The organism is Bordetella genomosp. 6, from assembly GCF_002119705.1.
In the GTDB taxonomy this organism is placed as follows: Bacteria; Pseudomonadota; Gammaproteobacteria; order Burkholderiales; family Burkholderiaceae_B; genus Bordetella; species Bordetella bronchiseptica_F.
This window is the reverse complement of record NZ_CP021107.1, coordinates 38,845-61,189: the sequence shown is the minus strand read 5'-3', so window position 1 is coordinate 61,189 and position 22,345 is coordinate 38,845. Positions and strand designations below refer to the sequence as shown.

The window sequence follows — 22,345 nt, the reverse complement described above, 5'->3', positions numbered from 1 at the left end:
TCGAGATGCAGTCGACCACGTTTACCCGTCTCCTGGCCGCCGCCGCCCTGGCCGCGACGACCCTGTTCGCGCCCGCCGCCCAGGCCCAGGGCGCGCAGCAGTACGTGAACATCAACCCGCCGATGCCCTCCGACAGCCCGGGCAAGATCGAAGTCCTGGAGTTCTTCGCCTACACCTGCCCGCACTGCGCCGCCATGGAACCCATGGTCGAGAACTGGGCCAAGACCGCCCCCCAGGACGTGGTGCTCAAGCAGGTGCCCATCGCCTTCAACGCCGGCATGAAGCCGCTGCAGCAGCTCTACTACACGCTGCAGGCGCTCGAACGGCCCGACCTGCACGCCAAGGTCTTTACCGCCATCCACACCGAGCGCAAGCGCCTGTTCGACAAGAAAGCCATGGGCGAATGGGCCGCCGGCCAGGGCGTGGACCGCGCCAAGTTCGATTCGGTGTTCGATTCGTTCAGCGTGCAGACGCAGGTGCAGCGCGCCTCCCAGCTGGCCGAGGCCGCCCATATCGACGGCACCCCGGCGTTTGCCGTGGGCGGCCGCTTCATGACTTCGCCCGTGCTGGCCGGCAACGACTACGCCGGCGCCCTGAAGGTGGTGGACCAGCTCATCGTCCAGTCGCGCAAGTGATCGGGCGGCCGCGGCCGCCCCCGCCGCCACGAAGCCTCCGCCCATGCGGAGGCTTTGTCGCTCATGGGACCGGCGTATTCAGGCCGAGGCGGCGTGCGCCAGCGCCTGGGCCAGGTCGGCAATCACATCCTCGGGCGACTCCAGCCCGATATGCAGCCGCACCAGCGCGTTGCCGCCGCCCTGCCAATAGCGGTGGCGGGCCAGCTCCCCGGGCGTGACCAGTTGCACCAGGCTTTCGAAGCCGCCCCACGAGAAGCCGATGCCGAACAGCTCCAGCGACTCGACGAACGCGCGCGCCGCGGGCTGCGACAGGCGCAGCTCGACCGCCAGCATGCCGTTGGAGCCGGAGCAATCGCGCAGCCACAGCGCATGGCCGGGATCCTGGGGCCAGGCAGGGTGGTAGATGCGCGCGACCTCGGGGCGGCCCTGCAGGAACTCGCACACGCGCTGGGCGTGGCGCGCGTGCTGGGCCATGCGTATCGGCAGGGTACGCACGCCGCGCAACGCCAGCCAGGCGTCGTCGGCGCTGACCGAATAGCCCATGGCGTACTGCGTGCGGTTCAGGCGCTGCGCCACGGCCTCGTCATTGGTCACCACCGCGCCCAGCATCAGGTCGGAGTGGCCGCCCACGTACTTGGTGCCGGCGATCACCGAGACGTGCGCGCCCAGCTCCAGCGGGCGATAGATGTAGCCCGAGCCCCAGGTGTTGTCGGTGGCCAGCACCAACTGGTTGCGGCGCGCGAACTCGGCCAGCGCGGGCAGGTCCAGCATCTGGAACAGCAGCGACCCCGGCGACTCGACATACAGCAGGCGGGTGTTGGGCCGCACCAGCGCCTGCAGGTCGTCGCCGGGCGCGAAGAAGGTCAGCTCGATACCCATGCGCTTGAGCACGGCGTGGTCCAGCTCGTAGACCGGACCGTAGACGCAATCGGCCACCAGCGCGTGTTCGCCGGCCGACAGCAGCGACAGGAAAGCCATCGTGACGGCGCCCATGCCCGAGGACGCCAGGTAGCAGTGCGTGCCGGCTTCCAGTTCCTTGAACACGTGCTCCAGCGCCGCATGCGTATCCATGCCCATCCGGCCGTAGGTCACGGCCCGGTCACCGCCGGCCTTGCGGCGCTGGGCCTGCTCCAGCGCGCTCAGGTCGCGAAATCGCACCGTGCTGGCGCGCATCGACGGCAGGTTGACCGGGGCGGCGCCCGTATCGGGGTCGAAGGGCGCGGTGCCCAGGTGCTGGAGCAGGGTGTCGATGTGGCGGGATTCGTCGGTCATGTTCGGGTAGGCAAGTATCGGGCGGGATGAGGGCGGCGGCGGCCGGCCTTTGAATGCGAAGCGTACCGCACCCCGTCATTACCGCGGGCAATCAGCTCATGCGGCGGGGGGTTTGCCCGTATGATGCCAGTGACGGCCCGCCACTGGCGGGCGCTTGCCCCACGAGCCGCCGCCATGCTGCCTTTCGACACCTTGACCGCATTTTTCGGTATCGCCGTCCTGCTGGCGCTGACGCCTGGCCCGGACAACCTGTTCGTGCTGATGCAATCGGCCATCTGGGGCCGGGCCGCGGGGCTGTTCGTCGTGCTGGGACTATGCACCGGCCTGCTGGGCCACACCGCCGCGGTGGCGGTCGGGCTGGCCGCCGTATTCGCCGCCTCGCCGGCGGCCTTCATGGCGCTGAAGCTGGCGGGGGCCGCCTACCTGGCCTACCTGGCCTGGCAGGTCCTGCGCGCGCCCGTTGGCGGCGGCGGCGGCGGACAGCGGCCCGAACCGCTGGCGCGCGGCGCGCTGTACCGGCGCGGCATCATCATGAACCTCACCAATCCCAAGGTGCTGCTGTTCTTCTTCGCGTTCCTGCCGCAGTTCACGCGGCCCGAGGCCGGGCCCATGGGCTGGCAGATCGTCGAGCTGGGCGCGGTCTTCATGCTGGCCACGCTGCTGGTGTTCGGCGCGATCGCGGTGTTCTCGGGCGGCTTCGGCCGGCTGCTGCGGCGCTCGGCCCGCGCCCAGCGCTGGCTCAATCGCCTGGCCGGGCTGGTGTTCATCGGCCTGGCGCTGCGGCTGGCAACCGCCAGCCGCTAGCCCGCTATGCCGCCTGGAAACGCACGATGCCGTCGGCATCGGTCCGGCGCTTGAGCTTGCCTTCGAAATACAAGGCGTGCAGATGCGCCAGCGCCTCGCCCATGGCGAAGGTCAGCTGGTGCAGGTCCAGTTTGCGCTTGAACAGCACCGGAACGATATCGGAGGTCGACTGCGGCGTCGCACAGGCCTGCAGGACTTCGGCCAGACGCTCGTCGTGGTGCGCGTGCTGCTGGGCGATGCGTTCGTGCAGCCCGATGAACGGACGGCCGTGCGAAGGCAGCACCACGGTATCGGCCGGCAGGTCGTCGTAGCGATCGAGCGAACGCAGGTACAGCGGCAGCGGATTGGCATCCGGCTCGTGGTCGAACACGCTGACGTTGGTCGAGATGCGCGGCAGCACCATGTCGCCCGAGATCAGCACCTTGTGCGTGGGGCTGAACAGCGACACATGCTCGGGCGCATGCCCGTAGCCCACGATGACGCGCCAGGGGCGTCCGCCGATGGCGACCTCGTCGCCGTGCAGCAGGCGCGTGTAGCGCGGCGGCACGGCAGGCACCAGGTTGGGGTAATAGCCGGCACGCTGGCGGATTTTCTCCTGCGCGTCCGCGTCGGTCAGCCCGTGGCGGGCAAAGTGCTCGACCGCGGCCTGGCCGCCCGAAGCGCCGCCATCGGTGCGCCGCGACCACAGGCTGGCCACCATGAAATCGGTCATGCTGATCCACAGCGGCGCGTTCCAGCGTTCGCACAGCCAGTGCGCCAGCCCGATGTGGTCGGGGTGCATGTGGGTCACCAGTACGCGCAGCACCGGCAGGCCTTCCAGTTCGTTCTCGAACACCTGCTCCCAGATCGTCTTCACTTCGTCGCGCGCGATGCCGCAATCGACGATGGTCCAGCCCTGGCGGCCGTCGATCTCGTCGCGCAGCAGCCATAGGTTGATGTGGTCCAGGGCGAACGGCAGCGGCATCCGTATCCACTTCACCCCTTCGGCCACCACGAGGGCCACGCCGGGCTCGGGTTGTGTCTGGTCCCACGGATACTGCAGTTTTTGCTCGTTCGGATTCATTGCCTCTCCCTGTATTGGCTTGACGCCTGCTTCAACTCATCATAATTTACGTTTACGTAAACTGCCAAACGCCCATGTCTACCTGGACCATCTCCGAACTCGCGCGCGAGTTCGACATCACGCCGCGCACGATTCGTTTCTACGAGGATCAGGGCATCGTCAGCCCTTTGCGCGATGGCCGCAACCGCGTCTACAGCACGCGCGACCGCGCGCGCCTGAAGCTGGCCCTGCGCGGCAAGCGGCTGGGCCTGTTGCTGTCGGAAATCCGCAGCCTGATCGACATGTACGATGGTCCCGGCGACACCACTCCGCAACTGCGCCAGTACCTGTCCATACTCGCCCAGCACCGCGCCACCCTGGAACAGCAGCAGCGCGACATCGAGGATACCCTGGCCGAAATCGCCCAGCAGGAATTGCAGTGCCAGCGCCTGCTGGCGCAAAAACAGTAGGCCCCACGGCCCTGGCCATGGCGGTGCGCGCGCAGAAATTGCTAGGGAAAACCCGACTCAACTTTACGTTTACGTAAACGTAATATTTGCGCTGCATCATTGCCCGAGCCCACGCGGCGGCGCATGATGTGGTTGGCTGCCATTCCGATCCGGGGTGCATCCGGCCCCGCTAATGGCGTAAGTGCTCACTATCACGGAGACACCGATGGATATTCCCGGTCTTAATTTCAATCTGGGCGAAGACCTGGATATGCTGCGCGACGCGGTGCGCACTTTCGCCAACGCCGAGATCGCGCCCCGCGCGGCCGAGATCGACCGCAACGATCAGTTCCCCATGGACCTGTGGCGCAAGTTCGGCGACCTGGGCGTGCTGGGCATGACGGTCAGCGACGAATACGGCGGAACCGGGCTGGGCTACCTGGCCCACATGGTGGTCATGGAGGAAATCTCGCGCGCCAGCGCCTCGGTGGCGCTGTCCTATGGCGCGCACTCCAACCTGTGCGTCAACCAGATCTTCCGCAACGGCAGCGAGGCCCAGAAGGCCCGCTACCTGCCCAAGCTGGTCAGCGGCGAACACGTGGGCGCGCTGGCCATGAGCGAGCCCGGCGCGGGGTCCGATGTGGTCAGCATGCGCCTGCGCGCCGACAAGAAGGGCGACCGCTATGTGCTCAACGGCACCAAGATGTGGATCACCAACGGCCCCGACGCCGATACGCTGGTGGTCTATGCCAAGACCGACCCCGAGGCGCACCAGCGCGGCATTACGGCCTTCCTGGTCGAAAAGGGCTTCAAGGGCTTCTCCGTGGCGCAGAAGCTGGACAAGCTGGGCATGCGCGGCAGCCACACGGGCGAGCTGGTATTCGAAGACTGCGAGGTGCCGGAAGAAAACGTACTGGGCCAGGTCAACGGCGGCGTCCGGGTGCTGATGAGCGGCCTGGACTACGAACGCGCCGTGCTGTCTGGCGGGCCGCTGGGCATCATGCAGGGCGTGATGGACGTGGTGGTGCCCTATATCCACGACCGCAAGCAGTTCGGCCAGGCCATCGGCGAGTTCCAGCTCATCCAGGGCAAGATCGCCGACATGTACAGCGTGCTGCAGGCCAGCCGGGCCTTCTGCTACGCGGTAGGCCGCAACCTCGACCAGCTCGGCGCCAGCCACGTGCGCCAGGTACGCAAGGACTGCGCGGCCCTGATCCTGTACACCGCCGAGAAAGCCACCTGGATGGCCGGCGAGGGCGTGCAGATCCTGGGCGGCAACGGCTACATCAACGAATATCCGGTCGGACGCATGTGGCGCGACGCCAAGCTGTACGAGATCGGCGCCGGCACCAGCGAGATCCGCCGCATGCTGATCGGCCGGGAACTCTACGCGGAAACCGCATGACCTGCCGCCATGCCCGCAAGCGATAGCACGAGCCAGCCATGATCTACAGCGGCGATGTCCAACGCATCGAACCGGCGCCGGTCGCGGGACCCGCGCCGCTGGAGGTCGCGCACCTGATCCTGGCAGGCTTCGACCGCCACTATGCGCTGTTTCGCTACAGCGCGCAGCGCGCCAAGTCGCTGTTCGAGTCGGGCGACTGGCATGGCATACAACGCCTGTCGCGCGAACGCATCGAGTACTACGACATGCGCGTGCGCGAATGCGCCACGCAACTGGACAGCGCGCTGCGCGGCTCCGACGCGCGCGCGGCCCATGGCTCGCGCGCCAACGGCAGCACGGCGCTGAGCGACGCGCAGACGGCGTTCTGGCAAGCCGTCAAGCAGGAATTCGTGGGCCTGCTGGCCGACCATCGCCAGCCCGAATGCGCCGAGACGTTCTTCAATTCGGTGTCGTGCCGCATCCTGCACCGCGACTACTTCCACAACGATTTCCTGTTCGTGCGGCCGGCCATCGCGACCGACTACCTGGACAGCCGCATCCCGTCGTACCGGGTCTACTATCCGGTGACCGAGGGCCTGCACAAGAGCCTGATCCGCATGGTGGCCGACTTCGGCCTGGCCGTGCCGTACGCCGACCTGCCGCGCGACGCGCGCCTGCTGGCGCGCGCGGCGGTGCGCCAGTTGCGCGGCCAGCTGCCGCGCCACGCCGGCCCGCGGCTGGCCTCGGACTGCCAGATCCAGGTGCTGGGTTCGCTGTTCTTCCGCAATACCGGCGCGTACATCGTCGGCCGCCTCATCAACCAGGGCACGGTCTACCCGTTCGCCGTCGCCCTGCGCCGCAATCCGGCCGGGCAGGTGTGCCTGGATGCGCTGCTGCCGGGCGCCGACGACCTCAGCACGCTGTTCAGCTTCACCCGGGCGTATTTCCTGGTGGACATGGAAACGCCGGCGGCAGTGGTCAACTTCCTGGCCAGCCTGCTGCCGCGCAAGCCCAAGGCCGAGCTCTACACCATGATCGGCCTGCAGAAGCAGGGCAAGACCCTGTTCTACCGCGACTTCCTGCACCACCTGACGCATTCGCGCGACGCCTTCGACATCGCGCCCGGCATCCGCGGCATGGTGATGTGCGTGTTCACGCTGCCGTCGTATCCGTACGTCTTCAAGCTGATCAAGGACCGCATCGACAAGGACGGCATGGACCACACCACGGTGCGGCGCAAGTACCAGATGGTCAAGCTGCACGATCGCGTCGGACGCATGGCGGACACCTGGGAGTACTCGCAGGTGGCGCTGCCGCGCAGCCGCTTCGCCCCCCGGCTGCTGGACGAGCTGCGCCGGCTGGTGCCCAGCCTGATCGAGGAAAACGGCGATACGGTGGTAATCCGCCATGTCTACATCGAGCGGCGCATGATGCCGCTTAACCTCTACCTGCGCCACGCCAGCGACCCGCTGCTGGAAGTCGCCGTGCGCGAGTACGGCGACGCCATCCGCCAGCTCGCCACGGCGAATATCTTCCCGGGCGACATGCTGTACAAGAACTTCGGCGTCACCCGCCTGGGCCGGGTCGTGTTCTACGACTACGACGAAATCCAGCGCATGACGGAAATGAATTTCCGCGCCATTCCGCCGGCGCCCAACGAAGAGGCCGAGCTTTCCAGCGAACCTTGGTACGCGGTGGGCCCCAACGATGTCTTTCCCGAGGAGTTCGGCCGCTTCCTGCTGGGCGATCCACGCGTGCGCCAGGCCTTCCTGCGCCATCACGCCGACCTGCTGGCGCCGCAGTGGTGGCAGGCCTGCCGCGCGCGCGTGGCGCAAGGCCGGATTGAAGAGTTTTTCCCTTACGATACCGACAGGCGGTTGCAACCCCAGGCCGCGCCACCTCCGCGCGCGGCCGCATAGCGCCATATCCTGTCCCGATTTCTAGGAGCAAGTCATGTCCGATCCCATTGTCATCGTTTCCGTCGCCCGCACGCCCATGGGCGGCATGCTGGGCAGCCTGTCCGGCCTGGCCGCCCACGAACTGGGCTCGGTCGCCATCAAGGCCGCCATCGAGCGCGCCGGCATCAAGCCCGAACAGGTCGATGAAGTCATCATGGGCAACGTGCTGCAGGCCGGCCAGGGCCAGGCGCCCGCCCGCCAGGCCGCACTCGGCGCCGGCCTGCCGCTGGGCGTGGGCTGCACCACGATCCACAAGGTGTGCGGCTCTGGCCTGAAGGCCGCGATGTTCGGCCACGACCTGCTGACCGCCGGCTCGGTCGACGTCGTGGTCGCCGGCGGCCAGGAAAGCATGAGCAACGCGCCCTACCTGCTGCTCAAGGGCCGCCAGGGCTACCGCTACGGCCACAACACGGTGTATGACCACATGGCCCTGGACGGGCTGGAAGACGCCTATGACCGCGGCAAGGCGATGGGCGTATTCGCCGAGGACTGCGCCAGCAAGTACAGCTTCACGCGCGAGCAGCAGGACGCCTTCTCGCTCGAATCGCTGCGCCGCGCGCGCGCCGCCAGCGAGGATGGCAGCTTCAAGTGGGAAATCGCCCCGGTGACCGTGGCCGGCCGCAAGGGCGACACGGTGATCGATACCGACGAGGCGCCCACCAAGGCCATGCCCGAGAAGATCCCGACGCTCAAGCCGGCCTTCAAGAAAGACGGCACCGTCACCGCCGCCAACTCGTCGTCGATCTCCGACGGCGCCGCGGCCATGGTGCTGATGCGCGCCTCCACCGCCGAGAAGCTGGGCGTCAAGCCGCTGGCCCGCATCGTCGCCCATGCCCAGCATGCGCAGGAGCCGAACTGGTTCACCACCGCCCCGGTCGGCGCGCTGAAGAACCTGTTCAAGAAAACCGGCTGGCAAGCCAGCGACGTGGATCTGTACGAGATCAACGAAGCCTTCGCCGTGGTCACCATGGCGGCCATGAAGGACTTCGACCTGCCGCACGACAAGGTCAACGTGCACGGCGGCGCGACCGCGCTGGGCCACCCCATCGGCGCATCGGGCGCGCGCCTGATGGCCACGCTGGTCGGCGCGCTGCGCAAGACCGGCGGCAAGCGCGGCGTGGCCACGCTGTGCATCGGCGGCGGCGAAGCCGTCGCGATGGCCATCGAAATGCTGTAAACCGCCCCGGGCCTGCCGGTGCGCCGGCAGGCCGGCGGGGCCGCGGCCTCGCCCACCACAACAATCCGCCGCATCGCGGCACCGAGACAGACCGCGCCGCGCGCGCCGCCTCCATCAACGCCCCACGGGTACGCCCATGCCTATCATCGAATCCCGCATCGATACGCGGTCGCAGGACTACGCCGACAATGCGCGCGCCATGCAGGCGCAGCTCGACGACCTGAACCAGAAGCTGGCCCGGACGGCGCAAGGCGGCAGCGAAAGCGCGCGCGCCAAGCACGTGGGGCGCGGCAAGTTGCTGCCGCGCGAACGCGTCGAGCAACTGGTCGACCCGGGCAGCCCCTTCCTGGAGCTCTCGCCCATGGCCGCGCACGGCATGTACGGCGACGAAGCGCCGGGCGCCGGCATGATCACGGGCGTCGGCCGCATCGCCGGCACCGAATGCGTCATCGTGTGCAACGACGCCACCGTCAAGGGCGGCACGTACTACCCGATGACGGTCAAGAAACACCTGCGCGCGCAGGAAATCGCCGCGCAGAACCGGCTGCCGTGCGTCTACCTGGTCGATTCGGGCGGCGCCAACCTGCCGCGCCAGGACGAAGTGTTCCCCGACCGCGATCACTTCGGCCGCATCTTCTACAACCAGGCAGTGATGTCGTCGCAAGGCATCGCGCAGATCGCGGTGGTGATGGGATCATGCACCGCCGGCGGCGCGTACGTGCCCGCCATGTGCGACGAATCCATCATCGTGCGCGACCAGGGCACGATTTTCCTGGGCGGGCCGCCCCTGGTGAAAGCGGCCACGGGCGAGGAGGTCAGCGCCGAAGACCTCGGCGGCGGCGACGTGCACACGCGCCTGTCCGGCGTGGCCGACCACCTCGCAGCCAACGACATGCACGCGCTGCAGCTGGCGCGCAACGCCGTGGCCCGCCTGAACCGCGCCAAGCCGGCTCCGCTGGCGATGGCGCCGGTGCGCGAACCGCGCTACGACGCCAGCGAACTGAACGGCATCATCCCGGCCGACACCCGCAAGCCGTACGACGTGCGCGAAGTCATCGCGCGCATCGTCGACGGTTCGGAATTCGACGAATTCAAGGCGCGCTACGGCACCACCCTGGTCACCGGCTTTGCCCATATCCATGGCATGCCGGTGGGCATCGTCGCCAACAACGGCATCCTGTTCTCGGAATCGGCGCAGAAGGGCGCCCACTTCATAGAACTGTGCGCGCAGCGCAAGATTCCGCTGGTCTTCCTGCAGAACATCACCGGCTTCATGGTGGGCCGCAAGTACGAGAACGAAGGCATCGCGCGCCACGGCGCCAAGATGGTGACCGCCGTGGCCACCGCCGCCGTGCCCAAGTTCACGATACTCATCGGCGGCTCGTTCGGCGCCGGCAACTACGGCATGTGCGGGCGCGCCTATTCGCCGCGCATGCTGTTCATGTGGCCCAACGCGCGCATCTCGGTGATGGGCGGCGAACAGGCCGCCAGCGTGCTGGCCACCGTCAAGCGCGACGGCATCGAGGCCCGCGGCGCGCAATGGAGCGGCGCCGAGGAAGACGCCTTCAAGCAACCGATCCGCGAGCAATACGAGCGCGAGGGCCATCCCTACTATGCCACCGCGCGGCTTTGGGACGACGGCATCATCGCGCCGGCCGATACGCGCCGCGTGCTGGGCCTGGCGCTGTCGGCCGCCCTGAATGCGCCGATCGAAGACACGCGCTTCGGCGTTTTCCGCATGTAATCCGCCGCGGCGCCACGCCACGGCGCCGCGCCACCAAGGAGCCATCGTGTTCTCCACCCTGCTGATTGCCAACCGCGGCGAAATCGCCTGCCGCGTCGCCGCCACCGCCCGCCGCATGGGCCTTCGCACCGTCGCCGTCTATTCCGATGCCGACGCCAGCGCGCGCCATGTGGCCGCCTGCGATGTCGCCGTGCATATCGGCGGCGCCGAGCCCCGCGCCAGCTACCTGCGCGCCGATGCCATCCTGCAGGCCGCGCGCGACACCGGCGCGCAGGCCATCCACCCCGGCTACGGCTTCCTGTCGGAAAACGAAGGCTTTGCCGAAGCCGTGGCGCAGGCCGGCATGGTGTTCGTCGGTCCGCCGGCCAGCGCGATCGCCGCCATGGGCAGCAAATCAGCCGCCAAGGCGCTGATGGAGCGCGCCGGCGTGCCGCTGGTGCCCGGCTACCATGGCGAGAACCAGGATCCGCAGTTCCTCCGGGAGCAGGCCGACGCCATCGGCTATCCGGTGCTGATCAAGGCCAGCGCCGGCGGCGGCGGCAAGGGCATGCGCGTGGTCGAGGAAAGTGCCGCCTTCGCCGACGCGCTGGCCTCATGCCAACGCGAAGCCAGCGCCAGCTTCGGCGACGACCGCGTGCTCATCGAGCGCTACCTGCAGAAGCCTCGGCACATCGAGATCCAGGTGTTTGCCGACGGCCACGGCAATTGCGTCTACCTGTTCGAACGCGACTGTTCCGTGCAGCGCCGCCACCAGAAGGTCATCGAGGAAGCGCCCGCGCCGGGCATGACGCCGGAACGCCGCCGCGCCATGGGCGAAGCGGCGGTGGCGGCGGCGCGCGCGGTGGGCTACGTAGGCGCCGGCACCGTCGAGTTCATCGCCGAGCCCGACGGCCGCTTCTACTTCATGGAAATGAATACCCGGCTGCAGGTGGAGCACCCGGTCACCGAAATGATCACCGGCCATGACCTGGTCGAATGGCAATTGCGCGTGGCCGCCGGCCAGCCGCTGCCGGCCGCCCAGGACGAGCTGCGCCTGGACGGCCATTCCATCGAGGCGCGCATCTACGCCGAGAACCCGGAAAAGGGCTTCCTGCCATCGATCGGCACGCTGGCCTACCTGGGCCTGCCCGCGCACGCGGCGTTCGCCAACGGCGAGGTGCGGGTCGACGGCGGCGTGCGCATGGGCGACACCATCACGCCCTATTACGACCCCATGATCGCCAAGCTGATCGTCCATGGCGCCGACCGCGAGCAGGCGCGCGCGCGCATGATCCAGGCGCTGGCGCACACCCAGGCGGTCGGCGTGCAGACAAACGCCGCCTTCCTGGGCCGCCTGATGCGCGACGAGGCCTTCGCCACGGGCGACCTCGATACCGGCCTGATCGAACGCCGCCGCGCCACGCTGCTGCCCGAACCGCAGCCGGTCGGCGCCGACGTGCTGGCCCTGGCCAGCGCCGCCGTGCTGGCGCGCCAGGGCCTGGCCCAGCCGCAAGGCGAGGCCGGCAAGACGGCCGACCCGTGGGACGCGCGCGACGGCTGGCGGCTGGGCGGGCGCTACCGGCAGACCCTGTGCTGGGTCGACAACGGCGAGCGGCGCGACATCGGGATCACGCGCGAGGGCGGGCAGTGGCGCATCGGCGCCGCGGCCACGGCCGGCCAGGCCTTCTCCTGGCGCGCCCAGCCCAGCGCCAACCCCCAGCTCAGCTACGGCCTGCGCATCACGCTGGATGGCCGGGAAAGCGCCGGCACCGTGGTGCTGCACGCCGGCAAGGCCTATGTGTTCCACGACGGCGCCACCCACATCCTGGACCTGTACGATGCCCTGGCGCATGCCCAGGACGATGCCGAGGGCCATGGCGGCGGCCTGACCGCGCCCATGCCCGGCAAGATCATCTCGATCGCGGTCGCCGTGGGCGACAAGGTCGAGAAGGGCCAGGCGCTGCTGGTGATGGAAGCCATGAAAATGGAGCACACCATCACGGCGCCGGCGGCCGGCGAAGTCGCCGGACTGTTCTATGCCGTGGGCGACCAGGTCGGCGAGGGCGCCGCCCTGATCGAAGTGAAGTGAATGACGCCGGGCATGGCCCGGCGTCTGTTCAGCCTTGCTCCGGCGTGACGTGGCCCACGTAGGCAAAGCGCGGCCGCGGGCCGGCGCCAGTGTCCACGGTCTCGTTCCAGATGCGCAGCAAGCGCGTGCTCATGGGCAGGCCGGCACGCGCGTACAGCCGGGTGTACACCACCACCACTTCGTCGGTTTCGTCGGCGCGCGCCAGGCCCAGGGCCAGGTAATGATCGCCCTTGTAGTGGCGGTAGACGCCGGGACGGAAGTCCTGCATCGCCATGCCGGCCCCGTCCTTATTTGCGCACGGCGGCGATCACGCCGTCGAGCTGCTCGAGCATGCGGGCCATGTCGGCTTCGGTCACGTTCAGCGCCGGCATGAAGCGCAGCAGGTTGCCGCGCGGCGCGTTCAGCAGCAGCCCCTCGGGCGCCAGCGTGCGCGCGGCCTCGACGATGGCCGGAGCGTCGTCGCGGTCCAGCACCAGGGCGCGCAGCAGGCCCATGCCGCGCTCGCCGCGCAGGCTCCACTTGGCCGACAGCGCCAGCAGGCCTTCGGACAGCTGGCGCGCGCGCGCCTGCGCCGCCTCCATGAAACCGGGCGCGGTGATGGTGTCGAACACCGCCACGCCGACCGCCGCGCACAAGGGGTTGCCGTTGTAGGTGCCGCCCTGGTCGCCGTGCGCGAACACGCAGACTTCCTCGCGCGCCAGCAGGGCGGCCAGCGGGATGCCGCCGCCGATACCCTTGGCCAGCGTCATGATGTCCGGGATCACATCGAACTGCTGGTACGCGAACAGCGAGCCGGTACGGCCCATGCCGGTCTGCACTTCGTCGACGATGAACAGGATGCCGTGCTCGTCGGCCAGCTTGCGCAGGCCCTGCATGAATTCGCGCGTGGCCGGGATCACGCCGGCCTCGCCCTGCACGGGTTCGAGCATCACGGCCACCGTCTGCGCGTCGATCAGGGCGCGCACCGAGTCCAGATCGTTGATCTCGGCCTTGGGAAAGCCCTCCACCTGCGGCGCGAACATCGTGTCCCAGCCCGGCTTGCCCGAGGCCGACATGGTGGCCAGCGTGCGGCCGTGGAAGCCGTGGTTCATGGTGATGATCTTGTAGGCGCCGTTGCGGTTCACGCGCCCCCACTTGCGCGCCAGCTTGATGGCGCCTTCGTTGGCCTCCGCGCCGCTGTTGGCGAAGAACACGCGGTCGAAACACGATGCCGAGGTCAGGCGCTGCGCCAGCTCGATCGACGGCAGGTTGTAGAACGCCGGCGACGGGTTCATCAGCTGGTCGGCCTGCTCGGCCAGCGCGCGCTTCATCTCGGGCGCGCAGTGGCCCAGCGTGTTGACGGCCCAGCCCTGCACGAAATCGAGATATCGCTTGCCGGCATGGTCCTCCAGCCAGGAACCCTGGCCTCGCACGAACACCAGGTCCGGGCGGGAGGTGATCTCCATGAGGGCATTGACTTTGAACTGGCTGAATTCCATGGCGGTTCCTGCTGGTAAGAAAAAACAGGGAAGAAGGGAGGGCGAAACCCGAAATTTAGCACCGACCGGACAATGCTATCGTGACGGCATCCCCTTCCTCGGCTGCGGGCCGGCCCAAAAGGCCCCTCCGCATGCCGGCCGGCGGGCTCCGATCCTTGCGTCCGCCCCGTTCAACCGTCTTTCGAGCAGTCAACATGAATCGCGTTTTCGCCGGCCTGTGCGCCGGTCTTGCCCTGGCCGCCGCCAGCTTCGCCGCCCACGCCGACTATCCCGAGCGTCCGATCCGCATGCTGGTGCCGTTCCCGCCCGGCCAGGCCACCGACATCTTCGCCCGCGCGCTGGCCGAGAAACTGGGCGCCGACCTCAAACAACCCATCGTGGTCGAAAACCGCGCCGGCGCCGGCAGCAATATCGGCATGGGCGAGGCCGCGCGCGCCGCCCCGGATGGCTACACCCTGGTCGTTGCCGGCAGCGCCGCCGCGGTCAACCAGACGCTGTACAAGAACATCAACTACAGCCTCACCAAGGACTTCGCGCCGGTCTCGGGCGTGTTCTCGGTGCCGCTGGTGTTCCTGGCCACGCCCGCCTCGGGCATCGACAGCCTGCAGAAACTGGTGACCCAGGCCCGCGCGCATCCCGGCGAGCTGGCCTATGCCAGCGCCGGCATCGGCGGCACGCAGCACCTGTCGGCCGAGATGTTCAAGGCCGCCGCGGATATCGACATCCGCCATATCCCATACAAGGGCAGCGGCCCGGCGCAAGCCGATTTCCTGGGCCACCAGGTGCCGCTGATGGTGGATTCGGTCACCGCCGGCCTGCCGCACATCAAGACCGGCAAGGCCGTGCCGCTGGCGGTCACCACCGCCAGCCGGCTGGCGCAGCTGCCCGACGTGCCTACGGTGGCCGAATCGGGCTATCCGGGTTTCGAGGCGATCGGCTGGGCGGCCGTGCTGGCCCCGGCGGGCACGCCGCCAGCCGTCACCGAACTGCTCAGCCGCCATATCGGCCAGGCGCTGGGCAGCGCCGAACTCGCCAGGTTCCTGCGCGAGCGCGGCGCCGAGCCCATGCCCACCACGCCGCAGGCGACCAGCCAGTTCATCGCCGCCGAAGTGCGGAAATGGGGCGACGCGGTACGTCGCTCGGGCGCGCAGGTCGACTGACCGGACGCGGCGCGGCCTGTCCCTAGCGGCTCAGGCCGCGCGCGGCAACCGGCCAGAGATCGACCACGACATCGTCGCGAAACACCACCAGGCTGTCGTGCAGGTTGAAGGTCGGATCCACGTGCGACGGCACCAGCCGCACCATTTCGCCCAGCGCGGGCGCCGGCGCGCCGGGCTCGACCCGCGCCACGCCGTGCTCATCGTTGGCGGCCAGGTAAGTCAGGCCGGCACGGCCCGCCACCCGCGGCGGGCCGCATTCCGCGGTGCTGGACTTCAGCCCCGCGTCGAGCACCACGCGGCCGGCGGCCGGCGTGCTCATCACCGTGCTCAATAAATACAGGCTCTGCTCGAAGCGCAGCGTCTCGGCCCATTCGTTGTCGCCATAGTCGGCGTCCATGAACGGGTACGAGCCTGCCTGCAACTCCGTGAATACGCCGCTGGCGGCATCGAATTGCGCGCTGCCCGTGCCCGAGCCCGTGATCGTCGGGCACGCCAGGCCGGCGGCGCGCAGGGCGTCGGCATGCGCCGCCGCGGCGCGCGCCACCTCGGCGCAGACCGCCGCGCGCTCGGCCTGCGTACGCATGTGCTGCACCGAGCCGTGATATGCCTGCAGGCCGCCAAAGCGCAAGCCTGCCGCCGCATCGGCGCGCCGCGCCAGCGCCAGCACCGTCTGCGGGTCGGTCACGCCGCAGCGCCCCTGGCCCACGTCCACCTCGACCAGCACCGTCACCCGCGCCTGCGCGCGCTCCATGGCCTGCGCCAGCGCATCCAGGTTGCCGGGATGGTCCACGCATACGCTGATGTCGGCCCGGCGCGCCAGTTCGCCCAGCAAGGCCAGCTTGGCGGGGCCGACCACTTCGTTGCTGATGTGGATATCGCGCACGCCGGCCGCGACGAACGGCAGCGCCTCGCTCACCTTCTGGCAGCAGATGCCGCGCGCGCCCAGCGCAAGCTGGCGCAGGGCCACCTCCGGGCACTTGTGCGCCTTGGCGTGGGGCCGCAGCGCCACGCCATGGCGCTCGGCCCAATCCTGCATGGCGCGCAGGTTGCGCTCGAACGCCGCGAGATCCAGCGCCAGGCTGGGCGTATCGACATCGCGCAGGGCCTGCCCCGCGCGGGCAGCCGGCGGCAGTGTAGGAACCAGGGAAGCATTCACAGCGAATTTCCTTAGTCGTCTTCGTTTCGATAGCCGCGCCGCGCACGGCAGGTCATAACCTGGGCAGGGGTAGCCATAACCCGAGGCCGGGTTTACCCCCAGGTAAACGATACCCTCCCGGACATTGGCGAACGCTTTTGTGCATGACAAAATCCCGAACCTATAAAGGGTTGTACCGCAAGGCTCGCCCTTTTTCACTGGAGAAGCCCTCATGTCTATGAAAAGCTGGATCAAAACCCTGACCCTCGCCTTGGCTGTCGCCGGCGCCGCTACCTCGGCCAACGCGCAACAGTTCTTCCGTATCGGCACCGGCGGCACCGCCGGCACGTACTATCCCGTCGGCGGCATGATCGCCAACTCGATCTCCCAGCCCGGCAAGCTGATCGCCACCGCCGTCGCATCCAACGGTTCGGTCGCCAACATCAACGGCATCCTGGGCGGTTCGCTCGAAGCGGGCTTCACGCAATCCGACGTGGCCTATTGGGCCTACAGCGGCACCGGCACCTTCGAAGGCAAGCCCAAGGCCCAGGACCTGCGCCTGATCGCCACGCTGTATCCCGAAAGCATCCACCTGGTGGCGCGCAAGGGCGCCGGCATCAAGACGGTGGCCGACCTGCGCGGCAAGCGCGTCTCGATGGACGAGCCAGGCTCGGGCACCCTGGTCGACGTGCGCCTGATCCTCGGCGCCTTCGGCATGACCGACAAGGACATCAAGGCCGAATACCTCAAACCCAACCAGGCCGGCGACAAGCTGAAGGATGGCGGCCTGGACGCGTTCTTCTTCGTGGGCGGCGCGCCGGCCGGCGCGATTTCCGAACTGGCCTCCAGCGGCGCCGGCATCGAGCTGGTGCCCATCGTCGGCCCGGAAATCGACAAGCTGCGCAGCCAGCAGGAATTCTTCACGCCCGACACCATCGCCGCCAACACCTACCAGAACGTGGGCGAGGTCAAGACCATCTCGGTCAACGCGCAACTGGTCACCTCGGCCAAGCTGCCCGAGCAGACCGTCTATGACATCGTCAAGGCGCTGTACAGCGACGCCACCCGCAAGACGCTGGACAACGGCCATGCCAAGGGCAAGCTGATCACCAAGGAAAACGCCGTCAAGGGCGCCGGGATTCCCTTCCACGCGGGCGCCGAGAAGTACTACAAAGAAGTCGGCCTGCTGAAGTAATGGGCTGGACGCGCCATGCCTGCATCGCGCGTCCCCGCTCCAATGCGCCATCGCGCTGCCTTTCCACCAGGGCTGCCTCAGGGCAGCCCTGGTCGCGCAATACCCTATAGAAGTTGCAGCTTATGCAAATTGATCACGATAAGACCCAGCAGCTAACGGAAAAGTACGATTCGGAAATCCGTTTCCGGCCGCTGGATAAAACAGCCACCTGGATCGTATCGATCCTGCTGGTCACGCTGTCCATCTTCCACTACTACACGGCCGGTTTCGGCCTGCTGCGCGAAGCCACGCACCGCGGCGTGCACCTGGCCTTCGTGCTCAGCCTCATCTTCCTGGTGTTCGGCTTCAGCAAGGCCCACTACCAGCGCGAGCCGAAATCGACGCTGCTGTGCCCGGGCGGCGTGCCGCTGTACGACTGGGCCATCGCCATCGTGCTGGCGCTCAGCGTCCTGTACATCCCGTACATCTTCGAAGACCTGGCATTCCGCGTCGGCAATCCGCTGCCGATGGACGTGGCCATGGGCACCATCCTGATCGTCGGCCTGCTCGAAGGCACGCGCCGCGCCATGGGCTGGCCCCTGCCCATCATCGCCATGGTGTTCCTGGCCTACGCGGCCTTCGGCCCCTACTTCCCGGGCCTGCTGCAGCACGCCGGCAACAACTGGCCGCAGATCGTCAACCACATGTACCTCACCAGCCAGGGCATCTATGGCGTGGCGGTGGGCGTGGTGGCGACCTACGTATTCCACTTCGTGCTGTTCGGCGTGCTGGCCACCCGCATCGGCCTGGGCCAGCTGTTCCTGGACGTGGCCTCCACCATTGCCGGCCGCTACGCGGGCGGCCCGGCCAAGGTCTCGGTGTTCGGCTCGGCCATGTTCGGCATGCTGTCGGGCTCGTCGGTGGCCAACGCGGTGACGGTCGGCTCGCTCACCATCCCCGCGATGATCCGCATCGGCTATCCGCGCCATTTCGCCGCCGGCGTGGAGGCGGCCTCCAGCACGGGCGGGCAGATCACGCCGCCCATCATGGGCGCGGCCGCCTTCCTGATGATCGAATTCCTGGGCATCCCGTACCAGCAGATCGCCATCGCAGGCATCTTCCCGGCCTTCCTGTACTTCTTCGGCATGTTCATGCAGGTGCATTTCGAAGCCAAGCGCGAGGGCCTGCGCGGCCTGACCGAGGAAGAAATGCCAGCCCTGAAGGCTTCGTTCAAGAAGCGCTGGCCGACGCTGCTGCCCCTGATCATGCTGATCGGCGTGCTGGCCAGCGGCCGCACGCCTTACCTGGCGGCGTTCGCCGGCATCACGGGCTGCATCGTGGTGGGCCTGCTCAACCCCATGCAGCGGCTGCGCCTGCGCGACCTCTACGAAGCCTTCGAGACCGGCGCCAAGTACGCGCTGGCGGTGGGCGCGGCAGCGGGCACGGTGGGCCTGGTGATCGGCGTGGTCACGCTGACCGGCGTGGGCTTCAAGATCTCGTACATCGTGATCTCGGCCGCCCAGGCCATCGCGGGCGGCGTCGGCACGATCATCCCCGACGTGGTCGCCAACACACAGACCCTGACGCTGATCGCCGCGCTGGTCATGACCGGCATCGTGTGCATCCTGATGGGCTGCGGCATTCCCACCACGGCCAACTACATCATCATGGTGGCGGTGGCCGCCCCCACGCTGGTGCAACTGGGCGTGCAACCGATCGCGGCGCACTTCTTCGTGTTCTATTTCGGCATCCTGGCCGACATCACCCCCCCCGTAGCGCTGGCGGCCTACGCGGCAGCGGGCATGGCGGGCAGCGATCCGTTCAAGACCGGCAATACCGCATTCCGCCTGGGCATCACCAAGCTGATCGTGCCGTTCGTGTTCGTGTTCTCGCCATCGCTGCTGATCTCGGTGCAGGGCTTCACCTGGTACGACTTCTTCACCACCCTGGTGGGCTGCATGATCGGCCTGGTGCTGTTGTCGGCCGCTTTCTCACGCTACATGCTGGTCGAAATGAAAAGCTGGGAGCGCTGGCTGTGCACGCTGGGTGCCTTGCTGACCATCATGCCCGGCGTGACCAGCGGACTGGTCGGCCTGGCCATCTGCGTTCCGGTATTCCTGCGCCAGCTGACGCAGCTCAAGCTGGAAAACGGCGCCAAGGCGGCCTGACCCCGGACCGCGTCCGCCCGGACGCCGACGGAACACGCAACCCACCGCAAGGTGGGTTGCGTGTTCCGGGCACGGCCACGCGCTTTCCTGCCGCAAACGCGGACCGTACGGCGCCACATAGCGGGCCTGTGTACTAAGAATTATTCTCATGCATACCTAGAATCGATCGGGTTTCAACCTGCCAGCGATTCTTGTCATGCCGTCCCCGCTTCCCGCCACGCCCTGGCGCGCACTGCTCGCGCTTGCCGGCCTTTCACTCGGTTGCCCTGCCAACGCCAACGACGCGCCCTTGCCGGCGCAAACCATCGTCACCCTGCCCGCGCAAGAGGTCATCGGCGACAGCGTCGCGGCGGCCCGGTCCGTGCTGCGCCTGCCGGACATCGAGCGCGCCCAGGCCGACAACTTCGCCTCCCTGGTCGATCGGCTGCCGGGCATCTCGATGGCCGGTTCGCCGCGCCCCGGCGGGCAAAGCCTGAACATCTGGGGCATGGGCGATACCGAAGACGTGAAAATCGTCCTCGACGGCGCGCCCAAGGGTTTCGAGAAGTACCGCCAGGGCTCGGTCTTCATCGAACCTGAACTGATCCGGCGCATCGAGGTCGACAAGGGGCCGCACAACCTGGTCGACGGCAATGGCGGCTTCGGCGGCACCGTCAAGATCGACACCAAGGATGCGGCCGACCTGTTGTCGCCGGGCGCCCGCTTCGGCGCCCTGGCCAAGTACGGCCGCCACTCGAACGACGGCCAGAACATCTACAGCGTGGCGCTGTACGGCCGTACCCGCGGCGCCGGAGCCGACGGCCTGCTGTATGCCAACCGCCGCGACGGCGGCGACCTGCGCCGTCCGGACGGCACCCGCTTCGCGTACTCGCGCAACAACCAGCGCTCGCTGCTCGCCAAGGTCAACCTCTATCTGGACGACGCCCAGACCATCACCCTGTCGGCCATGCGTTCGGATGCGGCGGGATGGCAACCCTTCGCGGCCAAGCGCGACGATCTGCCCGCGCCTTCGCAGGCCGATATCGACCGCTACGGCCTGACCGAGGCATGGCGGCGCAAGCTGGTCCATCGCGACCAGCTGGACCAGAACTACAGCGCGAAATGGAACATCGCCCCATCGGCCCATCCCTGGGTGAACCTCACGCTGGCCTACGCCCGCTCGGACACCCGGCAACGCGACCGGCGCTCGCCCCGGGCGTCGCAGTCGGCCTTTCTCGGCACGCTGGGCAACAAGAGCTGGGTCGACTACCGCGACGACCGGCTCGACCTCAGCAACGAAAGCCGCATTGCCCTGGGCGCGGCCGAGCATGTCCTGCTGGCGGGCCTGCGCTGGCATCGGCATCGCCGCGACACGCTCATGTACTACCCGCCCGGCCGCGGCAAGCCCGACTACAACCACGGCTACTTCCAGCCGCACTACATGCCCGCGGGCACCCAGACCGTACGCAGCCTGTACCTGCAGGACGCCATCACCGTCGGCAGCCTTACCGTCACGCCCGGCGCGCGGTACGACCATGTCGCCAATACCGGCAGGCCGAACGACGCGCCCCGCTACAACAACCCCGCCCCCGCGGCCGGGCACGACTACCGCCGCGTCTCGTACGCGGGCTGGACCCCGCACCTGGGCGTGGTCTGGAAGGCGGCGCGAGGCGTGGCGCTGTTCGCCGACGCCAGCCGCACCTGGCGCGCCCCCGTCATCGACGAACAGTACGAAGTGCAGTACGCGCAGGCCAATGTCTCGGGCAGCAGCCGGGCGCTGCGACCCGAGCGCATCGTGGGCCTGCGCGCCGGCGCCATGCTGGATTTCAACAACGTCGCGGCGCGCGGCGACAGCGTGCAATTGCGGGCCACGCTGTTTCGCAATCGCGGCAAGCACGAGATCTTCCAACGCCGCGGCGTGGCGTGCCGCGGGCAAGCCGAGGGCGGCGCCGCCTCGGACTGCCCCAAGCCCCTGTCCAACTACCGCAACCTGCCCGGCTACACCATCGAGGGGCTGGAGCTGGAAACCTACTATGACAGCCCGGCGATGTTCGCCAGCCTGTCGTTCTCCGCCATGCGCGGGCACCGCGACGCCTCGCCGCGCGACCCGTGGGGCCCGCGTACCTGGATCGCCGAAATCCCGCCCGTTTCGGCGCGCGCGATGCTGGGCGTGAAACTGCCGCGCCAGGACCTGGTCCTGGGATGGCGCGGCGAATTCGTGCGCCGCCAGGATCGCTCGCCGACCGACGACGACCCGCTGGCCGGCTACTGGGCCTTGCCCAAGGCCGCCGGCTACGCGCTGCACGGCCTGTTCGCCAGCTGGCAACCCCGGCATGTCAAGGGCCTGGATGTGCGCCTGGCCGCCGACAACATCTTCAACCGGCCCTATCGCCCCTACCTGGGCGAATCGGTGTCGGGCACCGGCCGCAACATCAAGCTGAGCATCGCCCAGCGCTTCTAGGGGCGCCGCGCGCCACTCGCGGCGTGCCCCTCGCGCAACATCAGTGAAAACGTGAAGACCGCGCGCAGCGCACTGTCCCCTTTTGCGACGCCGCGCGCAGTTGCGGCCAACTTGCAGCCGTCTGGCGCGTACGGCGGCGAAATGCACCGCAACTCGTCCTTAAGGTGTCGTACGGGCGGCGAGTTGCCCAGGGTGACAATTCAGCGTAAAGTAAAATCACGTTTGCTGGTCTGCCGATTTGCGGGCCGACTGTGCAA

General features: G+C 68.2%; 17 protein-coding genes. 12 read left to right on the top strand and 5 right to left on the bottom strand.

The genetic code is table 11. The annotated features are described in order from the left end of the window. Positions 1-5: 5 nt before the first annotated feature. Entirely contained in the window at positions 6-635 is a 630-nt protein-coding gene (locus tag CAL11_RS00250) for a thiol:disulfide interchange protein DsbA/DsbL (RefSeq protein WP_033466944.1), read from the top strand. 78 nt (positions 636-713) lie between these two features. Here CAL11_RS00250 and metC read toward each other — a convergent pair whose 3' ends face one another. Beyond that, entirely contained in the window at positions 714-1,907 is a 1,194-nt protein-coding gene (gene metC, locus CAL11_RS00245; protein WP_086091797.1) for a cystathionine beta-lyase, read from the bottom strand. Positions 1,908-2,081: 174 nt separating this feature from the next. Between metC and CAL11_RS00240 the strand changes: the two genes are divergently transcribed. Continuing rightward, a complete protein-coding gene (locus CAL11_RS00240) occupies positions 2,082-2,711 on the top strand; it encodes a LysE family translocator (protein WP_086091796.1) in 630 nt (209 codons plus the stop codon). Positions 2,712-2,715: 4 nt separating this feature from the next. Here the strand turns inward: CAL11_RS00240 and CAL11_RS00235 are convergent, their stop codons facing one another. Beyond that, on the bottom strand, positions 2,716-3,774 hold the full coding sequence (locus CAL11_RS00235) for an MBL fold metallo-hydrolase (protein WP_086091795.1): 1,059 nt from the start codon (positions 3,772-3,774) through the stop codon (positions 2,716-2,718). A gap of 74 nt (positions 3,775-3,848) precedes the next feature. On the opposite strand from CAL11_RS00235, the gene CAL11_RS00230 reads away from it, so the two are divergent. From CAL11_RS00230 to CAL11_RS00205, 6 genes are all read left to right on the top strand, one after another. Next, entirely contained in the window at positions 3,849-4,223 is a 375-nt protein-coding gene (locus tag CAL11_RS00230) for a MerR family transcriptional regulator (RefSeq protein ID WP_033466951.1), read from the top strand. A gap of 205 nt (positions 4,224-4,428) precedes the next feature. Next, the gene (locus CAL11_RS00225; protein ID WP_086091794.1) at positions 4,429-5,607 is read left to right on the top strand and encodes an isovaleryl-CoA dehydrogenase; all 1,179 of its coding nucleotides are present in this window, start codon (positions 4,429-4,431) and stop codon (positions 5,605-5,607) included. 38 nt (positions 5,608-5,645) lie between these two features. Further along, positions 5,646-7,505: a bifunctional isocitrate dehydrogenase kinase/phosphatase gene (aceK, locus tag CAL11_RS00220; RefSeq protein WP_086091793.1), complete on the top strand. Its 1,860-nt coding sequence runs from the start codon at positions 5,646-5,648 to the stop codon at positions 7,503-7,505. A 34-nt stretch (positions 7,506-7,539) separates the two neighbouring features. Then, a complete protein-coding gene (locus CAL11_RS00215) occupies positions 7,540-8,721 on the top strand; it encodes an acetyl-CoA C-acetyltransferase (protein ID WP_068927571.1) in 1,182 nt (393 codons plus the stop codon). A gap of 136 nt (positions 8,722-8,857) precedes the next feature. Next, positions 8,858-10,465 (top strand): carboxyl transferase domain-containing protein, encoded by a 1,608-nt coding sequence (locus tag CAL11_RS00210; RefSeq protein WP_086091792.1) that lies wholly within the window; start codon positions 8,858-8,860, stop codon positions 10,463-10,465. Positions 10,466-10,511: 46 nt separating this feature from the next. Continuing rightward, entirely contained in the window at positions 10,512-12,533 is a 2,022-nt protein-coding gene (locus CAL11_RS00205; RefSeq protein ID WP_086091791.1) for an acetyl/propionyl/methylcrotonyl-CoA carboxylase subunit alpha, read from the top strand. Between the two features lie 28 nt (positions 12,534-12,561). Here CAL11_RS00205 and CAL11_RS00200 read toward each other — a convergent pair whose 3' ends face one another. Together CAL11_RS00200 and CAL11_RS00195 are read right to left on the bottom strand one after the other, a co-directional pair. Beyond that, positions 12,562-12,807, bottom strand: a complete 246-nt coding sequence (locus CAL11_RS00200; protein WP_033466963.1) for a DUF1653 domain-containing protein — start codon at positions 12,805-12,807, stop codon at positions 12,562-12,564. Between the two features lie 13 nt (positions 12,808-12,820). Next, on the bottom strand, positions 12,821-14,011 hold the full coding sequence (locus CAL11_RS00195) for an acetylornithine transaminase (RefSeq protein ID WP_068927574.1): 1,191 nt from the start codon (positions 14,009-14,011) through the stop codon (positions 12,821-12,823). Positions 14,012-14,205: 194 nt separating this feature from the next. Here CAL11_RS00195 and CAL11_RS00190 point away from each other — a divergent pair, with 194 nt between their 5' ends. After that, positions 14,206-15,171 (top strand): Bug family tripartite tricarboxylate transporter substrate binding protein, encoded by a 966-nt coding sequence (locus CAL11_RS00190; RefSeq protein ID WP_086091790.1) that lies wholly within the window; start codon positions 14,206-14,208, stop codon positions 15,169-15,171. Between the two features lie 22 nt (positions 15,172-15,193). On the opposite strand, the gene CAL11_RS00185 is transcribed toward CAL11_RS00190, so the two are convergent. Beyond that, positions 15,194-16,207 (bottom strand): DSD1 family PLP-dependent enzyme, encoded by a 1,014-nt coding sequence (locus CAL11_RS00185; protein ID WP_347876367.1) that lies wholly within the window; start codon positions 16,205-16,207, stop codon positions 15,194-15,196. A gap of 331 nt (positions 16,208-16,538) precedes the next feature. Here CAL11_RS00185 and CAL11_RS00180 point away from each other — a divergent pair, with 331 nt between their 5' ends. The 3 genes from CAL11_RS00180 (at position 16,539) to CAL11_RS00170 (ending at position 22,088) form a co-directional block, all read left to right on the top strand. Next, on the top strand, positions 16,539-17,501 hold the full coding sequence (locus CAL11_RS00180; protein WP_033466971.1) for a TAXI family TRAP transporter solute-binding subunit: 963 nt from the start codon (positions 16,539-16,541) through the stop codon (positions 17,499-17,501). Between the two features lie 122 nt (positions 17,502-17,623). After that, positions 17,624-19,648, top strand: coding sequence for a TRAP transporter permease (locus CAL11_RS00175; RefSeq protein ID WP_033466973.1), 2,025 nt, complete (start codon positions 17,624-17,626; stop codon positions 19,646-19,648). A 196-nt stretch (positions 19,649-19,844) separates the two neighbouring features. Beyond that, positions 19,845-22,088 carry a TonB-dependent hemoglobin/transferrin/lactoferrin family receptor gene (locus CAL11_RS00170; RefSeq protein ID WP_086091788.1) on the top strand — a complete coding sequence of 748 codons (2,244 nt, stop codon included), beginning with the start codon at positions 19,845-19,847 and terminating at the stop codon, positions 22,086-22,088. Positions 22,089-22,345: the final 257 nt, after the last annotated feature.